This is a genomic window from Variovorax sp. OV084, assembly GCF_900111625.1.
Classification (GTDB): domain Bacteria; phylum Pseudomonadota; class Gammaproteobacteria; order Burkholderiales; family Burkholderiaceae_C; genus Variovorax.
In genome coordinates this window covers 509,477-522,299 of record NZ_FOII01000001.1, presented here as the reverse complement: position 1 = coordinate 522,299, position 12,823 = coordinate 509,477, and the positions used below count along the sequence as shown (strand labels likewise).

Annotated in this window: 15 protein-coding genes; 14 read left to right on the top strand and 1 reads right to left on the bottom strand. The window is 66.9% G+C overall.

Features of this window, described 5'->3' with window-relative positions:
- Window positions 1–4 precede the first annotated feature (4 nt).
- From BMW87_RS02590 to adk, 6 genes are all read left to right on the top strand, one after another.
- Window positions 5–637, top strand: a complete 633-nt coding sequence (locus BMW87_RS02590) for a MotA/TolQ/ExbB proton channel family protein (RefSeq protein WP_042674017.1) — start codon at window positions 5–7, stop codon at window positions 635–637.
- A 100-nt stretch (window positions 638–737) separates the two neighbouring features.
- On the top strand, window positions 738–1,163 hold the full coding sequence (locus BMW87_RS02585; protein WP_056519147.1) for an ExbD/TolR family protein: 426 nt from the start codon (window positions 738–740) through the stop codon (window positions 1,161–1,163).
- Window positions 1,164–2,192: a tetraacyldisaccharide 4'-kinase gene (gene lpxK / locus BMW87_RS02580; RefSeq protein WP_093073909.1), complete on the top strand. Its 1,029-nt coding sequence runs from the start codon at window positions 1,164–1,166 to the stop codon at window positions 2,190–2,192.
- A complete protein-coding gene (locus tag BMW87_RS02575) occupies window positions 2,173–2,355 on the top strand; it encodes a Trm112 family protein (RefSeq protein WP_093056575.1) in 183 nt (60 codons plus the stop codon). The genes lpxK and BMW87_RS02575 overlap by 20 nt, the downstream gene beginning before the upstream one ends.
- Window positions 2,352–3,125 (top strand): 3-deoxy-manno-octulosonate cytidylyltransferase, encoded by a 774-nt coding sequence (gene kdsB / locus BMW87_RS02570; RefSeq protein ID WP_093073907.1) that lies wholly within the window; start codon window positions 2,352–2,354, stop codon window positions 3,123–3,125. The genes BMW87_RS02575 and kdsB overlap by 4 nt, the downstream gene beginning before the upstream one ends.
- Window positions 3,126–3,259: 134 nt before the next feature.
- Window positions 3,260–3,916: an adenylate kinase gene (gene adk, locus BMW87_RS02565; protein WP_093056573.1), complete on the top strand. Its 657-nt coding sequence runs from the start codon at window positions 3,260–3,262 to the stop codon at window positions 3,914–3,916.
- Window positions 3,917–3,964: 48 nt separating this feature from the next.
- Here the strand turns inward: adk and BMW87_RS02560 are convergent, their stop codons facing one another.
- The gene (locus BMW87_RS02560; RefSeq protein ID WP_093073905.1) at window positions 3,965–4,930 is read right to left on the bottom strand and encodes an asparaginase; all 966 of its coding nucleotides are present in this window, start codon (window positions 4,928–4,930) and stop codon (window positions 3,965–3,967) included.
- A 73-nt stretch (window positions 4,931–5,003) separates the two neighbouring features.
- On the opposite strand from BMW87_RS02560, the gene lexA reads away from it, so the two are divergent.
- The 8 genes from lexA to BMW87_RS02520 all read left to right on the top strand — a co-directional run bounded on the left by lexA (window position 5,004) and on the right by BMW87_RS02520 (window position 12,810).
- Window positions 5,004–5,687 (top strand): transcriptional repressor LexA, encoded by a 684-nt coding sequence (gene lexA / locus BMW87_RS02555; RefSeq protein WP_013541704.1) that lies wholly within the window; start codon window positions 5,004–5,006, stop codon window positions 5,685–5,687.
- A 138-nt stretch (window positions 5,688–5,825) separates the two neighbouring features.
- On the top strand, window positions 5,826–6,191 hold the full coding sequence (locus BMW87_RS02550; protein ID WP_093073903.1) for a hypothetical protein: 366 nt from the start codon (window positions 5,826–5,828) through the stop codon (window positions 6,189–6,191).
- 90 nt (window positions 6,192–6,281) lie between these two features.
- Window positions 6,282–7,289: a D-2-hydroxyacid dehydrogenase family protein gene (locus BMW87_RS02545; protein ID WP_093056570.1), complete on the top strand. Its 1,008-nt coding sequence runs from the start codon at window positions 6,282–6,284 to the stop codon at window positions 7,287–7,289.
- Window positions 7,286–8,443, top strand: a complete 1,158-nt coding sequence (locus BMW87_RS02540) for an MFS transporter (protein ID WP_093073901.1) — start codon at window positions 7,286–7,288, stop codon at window positions 8,441–8,443. Before BMW87_RS02545 ends, BMW87_RS02540 begins: the two co-directional genes overlap by 4 nt.
- Before the next feature lie 155 nt (window positions 8,444–8,598).
- Window positions 8,599–10,119, top strand: coding sequence for a 3-hydroxyacyl-CoA dehydrogenase (locus tag BMW87_RS02535; protein ID WP_093073899.1), 1,521 nt, complete (start codon window positions 8,599–8,601; stop codon window positions 10,117–10,119).
- A 6-nt stretch (window positions 10,120–10,125) separates the two neighbouring features.
- Window positions 10,126–10,905 carry an oxepin-CoA hydrolase, alternative type gene (locus BMW87_RS02530; RefSeq protein ID WP_093056567.1) on the top strand — a complete coding sequence of 260 codons (780 nt, stop codon included), beginning with the start codon at window positions 10,126–10,128 and terminating at the stop codon, window positions 10,903–10,905.
- A 61-nt stretch (window positions 10,906–10,966) separates the two neighbouring features.
- Window positions 10,967–11,686 (top strand): Crp/Fnr family transcriptional regulator, encoded by a 720-nt coding sequence (locus BMW87_RS02525; protein ID WP_093056566.1) that lies wholly within the window; start codon window positions 10,967–10,969, stop codon window positions 11,684–11,686.
- A 17-nt stretch (window positions 11,687–11,703) separates the two neighbouring features.
- Window positions 11,704–12,810 (top strand): phosphotransferase, encoded by a 1,107-nt coding sequence (locus BMW87_RS02520; protein ID WP_093056565.1) that lies wholly within the window; start codon window positions 11,704–11,706, stop codon window positions 12,808–12,810.
- The last annotated feature ends 13 nt before the right edge of the window (window positions 12,811–12,823 follow it).

The following is a 12,823-nucleotide window of genomic DNA, read 5'->3' as shown; positions in this document are numbered from 1 at the left end:
TTTCTTGTTTTCCATCATAGTTGCCGCGGGTTGGCCAATCTGGCCCTTGCTCGCTTGTTCAGTCATTGCGCTCGCGCTGGTTATAGAACGTTTCACGAGTCTCAAGACCGTGAGGGTACTGCCGCCGAAGCTGCTCGACGAAACCATCACCGTGTCGCACGGCGCCATTCCCGGCCCGGACATCGTGACCAAACTTGAACGCAACTCGATGCTCGGCCAGGTGCTGGCCGCGGGCCTGCGCGCACTGAATGCCAATCCGCGCTGCACTGAAGACGACCTGCGCGCCGCCATGGAAGCTTCCGGCCGCACCGTGGCGCACAAGCTCGAGCGCTACCTGCCTGCCCTGGCCACCATCGCCTCGGCAGCCCCGCTGCTGGGGCTGCTGGGCACGGTGATCGGCATGATCGAGATCTTCGGCTCGCAGTCGCCGGGCAGCGGCGCAGTGGGCTCGGGCAATCCGGCGCAACTGGCGCACGGCATCTCGATCGCGCTCTACAACACCGCCTTCGGCCTGATCGTCGCCATTCCGACGCTGATCTTCTGGCGCTACTTCCGCAGCCGGGTCGACGAGTACCTGCTGAATCTCGAACTCTCGGGCGAGCGCTTCGCCCGCCATCTGAACGCCCTGCGCAAATGATGACCCCCACGCTTGCCACTGCGTGTGCTGCGCTGCCCCCCGAGGGGGCCGCCGCCTCCTTGGGGCGGCCCGGCGGAGGCTTGTCATGACCCGCGCCCGCATGCAGTTCCGCCACGGCGCGCGCGACGAGCCGGAGATCAACCTGATCCCGTTCATCGACGTGCTGCTGGTGATCCTGATCTTCCTGATGCTGTCGACCACCTACAGCAAATTCACCGAGATGCAGCTGCGGCTGCCCACGGCGGACGTCGACGCGCAGCGCGACTACCCGAAGGAAGTGATCGTGGCGGTATCGGCCGACGGCCGCTACTCGATCAACAAGACTCCGGTGGCCGACCGCAGCGTTGAGACCGTGACGGCCGCCCTCGCCGCCGCGGCCACCGGCGGCAAGGACAGCGTGGTGATCATCAGCGCCGACGCGACCAGCCCGCACCAGGCGGTGGTGACGGTGATGGAGGCCGCGCGCCGCGCCGGCCTGATGCAGATCACCTTCGCCGCACAGTCGACGGCGCAAGCCGGGCACTGAGTGCCTTCCGACAGCAGCAGCGGCAACACGGGTTCGCCGTCGGCTTCGCGGCTGCAGAACGCCTGGTTGCGTCGCGGCCCTCTGGCTTGCCTGCTGTGGCCGCTGTCGCTCATCTACGCTGCGCTTTTCGCTGTGCGTGGCTGGCTCTATCGCGTGGGGTGGCTGCGGACTGAGCGTGTGCGCGTCCCGGTGATCGTGGTCGGCAATGTGATTGCGGGCGGGGCCGGCAAGACTCCGGTCGTCATGGCTGTTGTCCGGCATCTGCAAGCTCGGGGATTTCGGGTCGGCGTGGTGTCGCGCGGCTACGGCCGCCGCACCGATGACTGCCGCGAAGTGCTCGGCGACAGCGATCCGCAGGATGTCGGCGACGAGCCTGCGCTGATTCACCATGCCACAAGGGCGCCGGTGTTCGTGGCACGCCAGCGCATCGATGCTGCGCGGGCGCTGCTCGAACGGCATCCGGCCACGCAGGTCATCGTCAGCGACGACGGGCTGCAGCACCTGGCGCTCGCGCGCGACATCGAGATCTGCGTGTTCGACGACCGGGGCATCGGCAACGGCTGGCGGCTGCCCGCGGGTCCGTTGCGCGAAGCCTGGCCACGCCGATGCGATCTGGTGCTGCACAGCGGGGCACAGCCGGCCTTTGCTGGGGGCCATACGGCCACCCGGGCTCTCGCGCACGATGCGTTGGGCAGTGACGGGAAGCGTGTGCCATTGGCTGCCCTTGCGGGCCAGCCCATGACCGCACTGGCGGCGATCGCACGGCCCGAGGCCTTCTTCGACATGCTGCGCGCGCGCGGCCTGACGCTCGCCGACACCATTGCATTGCCCGATCACTTCGATTTCGAAGATTGGCAGCGCCCTGCTGGCACTGCGCATACCCTCATCTGCACCGAAAAAGACGCCATCAAACTGTGGCGCAAGGCGCCCGATGCGCTGGCCGTGCCGCTGGAGTTCGCGCCCTCCGCGGATTTCTTCGCCGCGCTCGACGCAAAGCTATCATCGCTCGATGGATATCAAGCTGCTTGAACTGCTCGTCTGCCCCGTCACCAAGGGGCCACTGACCTGGAACCCCGAGAAGCAGGAGCTCTGCTCGCGCAGCGCGCGCCTTGCCTATCCGGTGCGCGACGGCATTCCGGTGCTGCTCGAAAACGAAGCACGCACGCTCTCCGACGAAGAGCTCGGGTTGTGAGCTTCACCGTTCTGGTGCCGGCGCGCCTGGCGTCGACACGGCTTCCCAACAAACCCCTGGCCGACATCGCCGGCGTGCCCATGGTGGTGCGCGTGGCGCAGCGCGCCAGCGAATCCGGCGCGGCGCGCGTGGTGGTCGCCGGCGACGATCCTTCCATCATTGCGGCATGCCAGGCGCACGGTGTCGAGGCCATCCTCACTCGTCAAGACCATCCCAGCGGCACCGATCGACTGGCCGAAGCCTGCGAACTGCTGGGCCTTGACGGCGACGACATCGTCGTCAACGTTCAAGGCGACGAGCCGCTGATCGACCCCGCGCTGATCGACGCCGTGGCATCCACGCTGGCCACCCATGCGGAAGCCGCGATGAGCACGGCCGCCCACGAGATCGACTCTGTCGGCGACTTCATGAACCCCAACGTGGTGAAGACCGTGCTCGATGCACAGGGCAACGCCATGTACTTCAGCCGCGCACCAATCCCGTGGTGGCGCGACGGCTCCGCCAACGGCTCGGCGCCTGCGGTACTGCCCACCCCTGCCCCACTGCGCCACATCGGCATCTACGGCTATCGCGCGGGCTTCGTGCGGCAGTTTCCGTTGCTGCCACCGGCTCCCGTCGAGGCGACCGAGGCACTCGAACAGCTGCGCGCGCTGTGGCACGGCCATCGCATCGCGGTACACGTGAGCCATGTCGCGCCCGGGCCGGGCATCGACACGCCCGAAGACCTGGCGCGCGTACGCGCCGTCTTCGCCGCCGCGCCCCCCGCCTGAGGCGCTCCCATGCCTGCGCGAGCGGCCGGAATTCTTCGAGGGCACGCGTGCTATCCTCGACGCAACTCCGCCTTGCCCAGCCCTCGGGCCGACGCTCGGCGCGACACAAAATCTAAGAACCGTCCGAGGACACCATGAGACTAATTTTGCTGGGCGCGCCCGGGGCGGGCAAAGGCACGCAAGCGGCCTTCATTTGCCAGAAATACAGCATCCCCCAGATTTCGACCGGCGACATGCTGCGCGCCGCCGTCAAGGCCGGCACGCCGCTCGGGCTACAGGCCAAGGCCGTCATGGACGCAGGCGCCCTCGTCAGTGACGACCTGATCATCAATCTCGTCAAGGAACGCATTGCGCAGCCCGATTGCGCAGCCGGCTTCCTGTTCGACGGTTTCCCGCGCACCATCCCCCAGGCCGACGCCATGAAGGCAGCCGGCGTCAAGCTCGACTACGTGCTCGAAATCGACGTGCCCTTCGGAGACATCATCGAACGCATGAGCGGCCGCCGCTCGCACCCGGCCTCGGGCCGCACCTACCACGTCAAGTTCAATCCGCCCAAGGTGGAAGGCAAGGACGACGTGACCGGTGAAGACCTGATCCAGCGCGAAGACGACAAGGAAGAAACCGTACGCAAGCGGCTCGACGTGTACAGCCAGCAGACACGCCCGCTGGTCGACTACTACTCCGCCTGGGCCAAGACCGACCCGGCCGCCGCGCCGAAGTACCGTGCCATCAAGGGCGTGGGCACGGTTGACGAGATCACGCAGCGTGCGCTGGCTGCACTGAGCAGCTGATCCTGATCTGATTTCCGAAACCGCCCCTTCAATGGGGCGGTTTTGTTTTCACCCCAGCAGTTCCAGCATCAGCGCGATGCGCGCCTTCACGGGCGTCAGCGCACCCGCATCGCGGAGCTGATCCCCGGCCTTCGGCAGGATGCGTCCATTCGCGCAGCGAGTAGCTCGAACCACCGCAACGCCCGCGTCCTGCGCCTTGAGCGCTGACGCTTCCAACGCATGGTGCAGGGTGCCGTTGCCGGTGGCGGCGAGCACCAGCCCGCGCACGGGCCCGGCAGCGCCGTGCTGCAGCAGGGCTTCGATCACAGCTCCGCTGGCGCCGGCATGGCTCATGACGATCTCGACGCGGGGCCACTGCACGCTGGTCGCCTCGAAGAGCTTCGACGCCTGCGACGCCGATCCCTCAGGCCACTCCCGGACACGGCGTACCTCTCCTTCCTCGACGTAGCCGACCGGCCCCGCATCACCTGAAGCAAAAGCATCGAGTCGGTAGGTGTGCACTTTCTGGATGTCGATGCCGCTGTGGATTGCGCCGGCGCACACCACGGTCACGCCCCGTGCGCCTTCCGTCGCGGCAACGCTGATGGCGTCGCGCACGTTCTGCGGTCCATCGGGCGCCAGTGCGGTGGCCGGGCGCATCGCGCAGGTGAGCACCACGGGCTTGGACGGAGCCAGCACCGAGTGCAGGAAGAACGCCGTCTCTTCGAGCGTGTCGGTGCCATGCGTGATCACCACACCCGCCACGTCGGCCTGCGCCAACCAGTGCGCACAGCGTCGGGCCAACTGCTGCCAGATGTCGAACGACATGTCCTTGCTGTCGACCTGCGCCACCTGCTCTGCCTCCAGAGCGACGCCCTCGGGCGCCTCGATCCCGCCCAGCAGGTCGGCCACGCCCACCTGCCCGGCGGTGTAGCCGATGTTGTCGCCGCTGCTGGCGGCCCGGCCGGCAATGGTGCCGCCGGTGCCCAAAACCACCACACGACGGCGCACTTCAGGCGAAGAGGAATTGACCATGGCTTGTCAACTTTTAAAAACTGGTTAAAAATACAGGTACTGGATATCTAGCCAGTGCCGCAAGGAACCACATATGCAGTTCGCCGTGAAGCTTACAGCCCGCCAGCAGCAGATCCTGGATCTCATCCAGAGCGCCATCGCACGCACCGGTGCGCCACCCACGCGCGCCGAAATCGCCAATGAGCTCGGGTTCAAGTCGGCCAACGCCGCCGAAGAGCACCTGCAGGCACTAGCCCGCAAGGGCGTCATCGAGCTGGTCAGCGGCACCTCCCGCGGCATCCGCCTCAAGGGCGACGCCCTGCGCTCTCTCAATGAAACGCGCCACCGCGAGGGCGGCCAGTTCTCGCTCTCGCTGCCCGGCATGGCCCAACTGGCGTTGCCGCTCATCGGTCGCGTCGCAGCCGGCTCCCCCATCCTCGCGCAAGAGCACGTCGACCAGACCTACTACGTCGAGAACACGTTGTTCCAGCGCCAGCCCGACTACCTGCTCAAGGTGCGCGGCATGTCGATGCGCGACGCCGGCATCATGGATGGCGACCTTCTCGCGGTGCAAGCCACCAAGGAAGCGCGCAACGGCCAGATCGTGGTCGCGCGCCTGGGTGACGAAGTGACCGTCAAGCGCCTGAAGCGCAACAAGCAGGTCATCGAGCTGCACGCCGAGAACCCCGACTACCCGACCATCATCGTCCAGCCCGGCGAGCCGTTCGAAATCGAAGGCCTCGCAGTGGGGCTCATCCGCAACACCATGCTGATGTAGGCCTCACGGCCTGCTTTCCGCAGCACCCCATCCGGCAGCAACAGGTGGCGGGCGTATGGCGAAGAGTCGCCATCACCCTGTCGCGGCCGATTCAAGAAATCCTGCCTGTGTTCAACCTCATACTTTTTTGGAGTTCACATGGGAATCGCCCTCCTCGCCATCGCTGATTTCTGGATGCCGCTGCAATCGCTGGCCAACCGCCTGATGCCGGCACGCCGCCCTCACCGCAGGGATCACCTCGACGCAGCTGAAACCTCGGCCGGATTGCGCTATGTGGCAGTACGCCCCGCCTGCACTGCCCGCTCCAGCGGCACTGCAACGCCCACAGCACCGGCGCGCCCGTTGCGCGTGGTCCGCGTGGTCGACGGCAAGGGCCAGCAGCACAGCAACCGCGTCGTGATCTCTGGCCGCATGGCCGACGTCTGCGCCGAACTCGACCGGCTGGCAGCACTCGAAACCGCCGAAACCATGGCCACGGCCCCGCGCTCGACACGCCTGCATTGAGCCCGAACACCCCTGCGAGCGGCTGTGGGGGCGGGTATCCAAACGTTCACGGGCACGACATTCCAATGCTGCGAGGCACAATGGCACGCCATGAACATTGTGATCCTCGACGATTACCAGGACGCCGTGCGCAAATTGCGCTGCGCCGCCAAGCTGGACGCGTACGCGGCCAAGGTCTACACCAACACGGTGAAGGGCATCGGGCAACTATCGGTCCGCCTCAAGGATGCCGACGTGATCGTGCTGATCCGCGAGCGCACCCATATCTCGCGCCAGCTGATCGAGAAGCTACCCAAGCTCAAGCTCATCTCGCAGACCGGGCGCGTCGCCGGGCATATCGACGTCGCAGCCTGCACCGAGCGCGGCGTGGCGGTGGCGGAAGGCTCGGGCTCTCCGCAGGCGCCTGCGGAGCTCACCTGGGCGCTCATCATGGCTGCCATGCGCCGGCTGCCCCAGTACATCAGCAACCTCAAGCACGGTGCTTGGCAACAGTCAGGCCTCAAGTCGGCCTCGATGCCGCCCAACTTCGGGCTCGGCTCGGTACTCAAGGGCAAGACGCTGTGCATCTGGGGCTATGGCCGCATCGGCCAGCTGGTCGCGCGCTATGGGCAGGCCTTCGGAATGCAGGTCGTGATCTGGGGCCGTGAAGCCAGCTGCGCCAAGGCCCGTTCCGACGGCTTCCAGGTCGCGCAGAACCGCCACGAGTTCTTCGCCGCTGCAGACGTGCTGTCGGTGCATCTGCGGCTCAACGAAGAAACCAACGGCCTCATCACGCTGGAAGACCTCTCGCGCATGAAGCCGACGGCGCTTTTCGTCAACACCTCGCGCGCCGAACTGGTCGAAGCCGACGCCCTGCTCGCCGCACTCAACCGCGGCCGCCCCGGGCTGGCCGCCATCGACGTGTTCGAGAGCGAACCGCCGTTGCAAGGCCACGCGCTGCTGCGCCTCGAGAACTGCATCTGCACGCCGCACATCGGCTACGTCGAGCAGGAAAGCTACGAGAGCTATTTCGGGCAGGCCTTCGACAACGTCGTGAGCTACATCAACGGCAACCCCACGAACATCGTGAATCCCGGCGCGCTGCAGGTCCGCCGGTGAGGCGGCCAGCGCCACAGGGTGCGCTCTGGGCGTTGCTCGTTGGCAATTTCGTGATCGGCACGGGCGTGATGGTGGTGCCCGGCACGCTCAATGAAATCAGCGCATCGCTCTCGGTCACGGTCGCCACCGCGGGGCAACTGATCACTGCCGCCGCCGCGGTGATGTGCATCGGCGCTCCGTTGCTGGCCGCCGCGGTCGCGGGCTGGGACCGTCGGCAGCTGCTGGCCATCACCCTGCTCTGGTACGCCGCCGGCCACGTTCTCTGTGCGCTGATGCCGAGCTTCGGTGCCCTGCTGCCGGTGCGCATGCTCACGGTGATCGCGCCGGCCATCTTCACGCCCCAGGCTGCGGCCTGCGCCGGCATGCTGGTGCCGCCCGAGCATCGCGGACGCGCCGTCACCTTCGTCTTCCTCGGCTGGTCGATGGCATCGGTGCTGGGCCTGCCCATCGGCGCGCTGATCGGTGGACATCTGGGCTGGCGCATGGCATTCATGGCAATCGCAGCGCTCAGTGTCGCGAGCGCGACATCGATCTGGCTCACCTTGCCGAGCGGCATCCGCCCTGCCGCACTGACCGCCGAAGCATGGTTGCGTGTGCTGCGCAGCCCAGTGCTGATGGGCATCGTGTCGGTCACGGCGCTGCAGGGCGCCGGCCAGTTCGTGCTGTTCAGCTATTTTGGGCCGATCCTCAAGCAGAGCTTCGGCGCCGACGCCACCACGCTGAGCGTGATGTGGGCGCTGTTCGGCGTTTGCGGGCTGATCGGCAACATGGTGGTCAGCCGGTACATCGACCGCGTGGGCGCCGGCCGCATGGTGCTGATCACGACCGTGCTGATCGCCTCGAGCCTTCTGGTGTGGCCACTGGCCTCCACGCTCGCCTGGCTGGCCGTTGTGCTCGTTCCCTGGGGCCTGGGTTGCTTCGCCACCAATTCGGCCCAGCAGGCCCGTCTGGTGGGCCTGGCGCCCGCGCTCGCGCCTGGCTCGGTGGCGCTCAACAGTTCCGGCATCTATACCGGCCAGGCCGTGGGCGCTGCGCTCGGCGGCTGGCTGCTCGCCAATGACGCCGGCGCCTGGATGAGCTGGGCCGGCCTGGGCCTGGTGCTGATCGCCATTTCGCTGAGCGTGGCCATCGACCGCAGCCGCCGCGCGGCCTGAAAACGCCTCCGCGTAAAACCCGTCACGCCCCGTCCGCGCGGGACTGCAAAATCGAAGCCTTCGACAGCAGCATCTGCTCGGCACCTGCGTCGACACCTACATTGGCGCCTGCACGGCAGGCCCGGAACCACCCAACCAGTGAAAATCTCCAGCAAATGACAGTGAACTACTCCCGAATCGGCGTCATCGGCGCCGGCGCCATGGGTCGCGGCATCGCGCAGATCGCCGCCCAGGCGGGCAGCGAAGTGCTGCTGCTCGACAGCTTCGCGGGTGCCGCAGAACGCGGCCGCGAAGCCCTCGTCGCCCAATGGAACAAGCTGCACGAGAAGAACAAGATCGACGCCGCCACGCGCGATACCCAGATCGCGCGCGTCAAGGCCGTCGATTCCATCCAGGCACTGGCAGGCTGCGACCTGGTGATCGAAGCCGTGGTCGAAGACCTGGAAATCAAGCGCAAGCTGTTCCGCGAACTCGAAGGCGTGGTGGCCGAGACCGCGACGCTGGTCACCAACACTTCTTCGCTCTCGGTGACGGCCATCGCGGCCGGCCTCAAGCGGCCCGAGCGCATCGCGGGCTTCCACTTCTTCAACCCCGTGCCGCTGATGAAGGTGGTCGAGGTGGTCGCTGGCTTCAAGACCGCGCCCGAGGTCTGCAAGCAACTGGCCGACTACGCAGTGCAGATGGGCCACAGCGCCGTGCAGGCGCAGGACACGCCCGGCTTCATCGTCAACCACGCGGGCCGCGGCTACGGCACCGAGGCGCTGCGCATCGTCGGCGAAGGCGTGACCGACTTCGTGACGGTCGACCGCATCCTCAAGGACCAGGCCGGCTTTCGCCTCGGCCCGTTCGAGCTGCTGGACCTGACGGCGCTCGACGTGTCGCACCCGGTGATGGAATCGATCTACCACCAGTACTTCGAGGAGCCGCGCTTCCGCCCGAGCGTGATCACCGCGCAGCGCCTGGCAGCCGGCGCGCTGGGTCGCAAGACCAACGAGGGCTTCTACCGCTACAACGATGGCGTGATGCAGCAGACGCCCGAGGCGCCGCCGCCGGTGGTCGAGGGCACACCCTCGGTCTGGGTGTCGCCGCGCGCAGCACGCCGCGCCGAGTTGCTGCGCCTGGTGAACACGCTGGGCGCGCAGATCGACAGCGGCGCCACGGCCGCGCCGCATTCGCTGATCCTGGTCGCACCGCTGGGCTTCGACGTGACCACGGTCGCCGCGGTCGAACGCCTGGACGCCACGCGCACCGTCGGCATCGACATGCTGATCGATGACGCCGCCACCAAGCGCCGCGTGCTCGCCACCAACCCCGCCACCCGCCGCGACATCCGCGACGCCGCGCACGCCCTCTTCGCGCGCGACGGCAAAGCCGTGAGCGTGATCCGCGACAGCGGCGGCTTCGTCACGCAGCGCGTGATCGGCACCATCGTCAACATCGCCACCGACATGTGCCAGCAGCGCGTGTGCACGCCGGCCGACCTCGAAACCGCGGTGCAGCTGGGTCTCGGCTATCCGCGCGGGCCGCTCGCCATGGGCAACCTCTACGGTCCGACCAACATGCTCGAAGTGCTGTTCAACCTGCAGACGGTCTACGGCGACCCGCGCTATCGCCCGAGCCCGTGGCTGCGCCGCCGCGGCGCGCTGGGCCTGAGCCTGCTGCACGAAGAAGAATAAAAAGCCATGACCGCCGAACTAAAAAGCACGAGCGAAGGCAGCACCATGGTGCTGACGATCGCCAACCCCACCCAGCGCAATGCACTGGGCCCCGAAATCTACGCCGCGGGCATCGAGGCGCTCAACGGCGCCGAGAACAGCGCCGAGATCCGCAGCGTCGTCATCGTGGGCGAAGGCTCATGGTTCTGCGCCGGCGGCTCGCTGCAGCGGCTTCTGGCCAACCGGCAGCTCGACCGCTCGGTGCAGGCCGAAAGCATCGAGGGCCTGCACAACTGGATCGATTCGATCCGCACCTTTCCCAAGCCGATCATCGCGGCGGTCGAAGGTGCTGCCGCGGGCGCCGGCTTCTCGCTCGCGCTGGCCTGCGACTTCGTGGTTGCGGCGCGCGACGCCGTGTTCGCGGCCTCATACAGCAACGTGGCGCTGTCGCCCGACGGCGGCCTGAGCTGGCACCTGGGGCAGCAGCTGCCTCGCCAGCTGGCAAGCGAATGGCTGATGAACGGCGAGCGCATCGGCGCGCCGCGCCTGCATGCGCTGGGCCTCGTCAACGAACTCACCGAAAACGGCCAGGCGCTCGCGGGTGCGCTGGCGCTGGCCGCCAAGCTCAACGCGCGCGCGCCGAATTCGCTGGCCAGCATCAAGGAACTGCTCAGCGAGGCACGGGGCGCCACGCTGGCTTCGCAGCTGTCGCAGGAGCGCGACCACTTCGTGCGCAACCTGCACCATGCGAACGCGGGCATCGGCATCGCCGCGTTCCTCGAGAAGAAGCCGCCGCAGTACGAGTAACGCCAAACGGCGTCGCTCCCGTGACACCCCCCAGCTTTTCAGTCGCCGAGAGGACAGACCAATGGACGACCCCATTCTTACCATCGAAGAACGTGAAGCGATCAACAGTGGTCGCTGGTTTTCTTCTCTTTCTCCATCGCTACGGCACGACATCCTCCGATGCGCCTTTGTCAAACGCTACAAGGACGGCGACCTGATCGCTGCCCGCGGCGACCCGCCCGACCACTGGATTGCCTGCGCCAAGGGCGCGGTGCGCGTGAGTTCGACGGCCGTCTCGGGCAAGCAGGTGACGCTGACCTACGTGGAGCCGGGCATCTGGTTCGGCGACGTGGCGATGTTCGACGGGGACCGGCGCACGCACGACACCTACTCGCATGGCGACAGCACCATCCTGTGCGTGGCGCGCGCCGACTTCCAGAAGATTCTGGCGTCGCACGTGGAGCTGTACGAAGCGCTGATGCGGCTGCAGGCGCGCCGCATCCGCACGCTGTTCGGGCTGGTGGAAGACCTCAACACCCTGCCCCTGCGAGCACGGCTGGCCAAGCAGCTCATTCACCTCGTGCGCAGCTACGGCGTGCCGAACCTGGAAGACGGCAGCCAGATGCGTATCGGCCTGCAACTGGCGCAGGAAGAACTGGCGCAGTTGCTGGGCGCGTCGCGCCAGCGGGTCAACCAGGAACTGAAGACCATGGAGCGCGAGGGCACCATCCGGATCGAGCCGGGCGGCCTTGTGGTTCTGGACCGAGCAGCCTTGATGCGCGTCTCCGAAGCAGAGCACTGACAAACCAAAAAGCAGACATGAGCCAGGACTTCTCCAACTTCATCGGCACCCGTGCCGTCTCGCAACAGCACGCTTTCGATGTCGATGCGCTCGCGGCCTGGCTCGAGAAGAACCTCGACGGTTTCAAGGGCCCGCTGACGGTCGAGATGTTCAAGGGCGGCCAGTCGAACCCGACCTACAAGCTCGTCACGCCCTCGCAGAGCTATGTGATGCGCGCCAAGCCGGGCCCGGTCGCCAAGCTGCTGCCCTCGGCCCATGCGGTGGAGCGCGAATTCAAGGTCATGAGCGGCCTGGCCGGCACAGACGTGCCCGTGCCCCGCATGTACTGCCTGTGCGAAGACGAGGCCATCATCGGCCGCGCCTTCTACGTCATGGAGTTCATGCAGGGCCGCGTGTTGTGGGACCAGTCGCTGCCCGGCTTCAGCAACGCCGAGCGCGCGGCCTATTACGACGAGATGAACCGCGTGATCGCGGCGCTGCACACGGTCGACTTCGCCGCCCGCGGCCTGGCCGACTACGGCAAGCCCGGCAACTACTTCGAGCGCCAGATCGGCCGCTGGAGCAAGCAGTACAAGGCCTCGGCCGATGGTGCCGGCGAGCTCTCGCAGCCCATCGAGGCCATGGAGCGGCTGATCGACTGGCTGCCCGCCCACATGCCGGCGAGCGCACGCGACGAAAGCAAGGTGTCGATCGTCCACGGCGACTACCGCCTCGACAACGTGATGTTCCACGCCACCGAGCCGCGCATCATCGCGGTGCTCGACTGGGAGCTCTCCACGCTGGGTCATCCGCTGGCCGACTTCAGCTACCACTGCATGTCCTGGCACATGCCGCCCAGCACGGGGCGCGGCATCGGTGGTGTAGATCTCGTCTCGCTGGGCATTCCCACCGAGAGCGAATACATCCGCCGCTATTGCGAACGCACCCGCATCAGCACGCCCGAAGCGCTGGCGCCCGACTGGAACTTCTACCAGGCCTACAACCTGTTCCGCATGGCCGCGATCCTGCAAGGCATTGCCAAGCGGGTCGAGGCCGGCACCGCGTCGAGCGAACAAGCCGTGGCCTCGGCCCGCGGCGCCCGCCCCATGGCCGAAATGGCCTGGCAGTTTGCCCAAAAGGCATAAGCCGCCCCACACC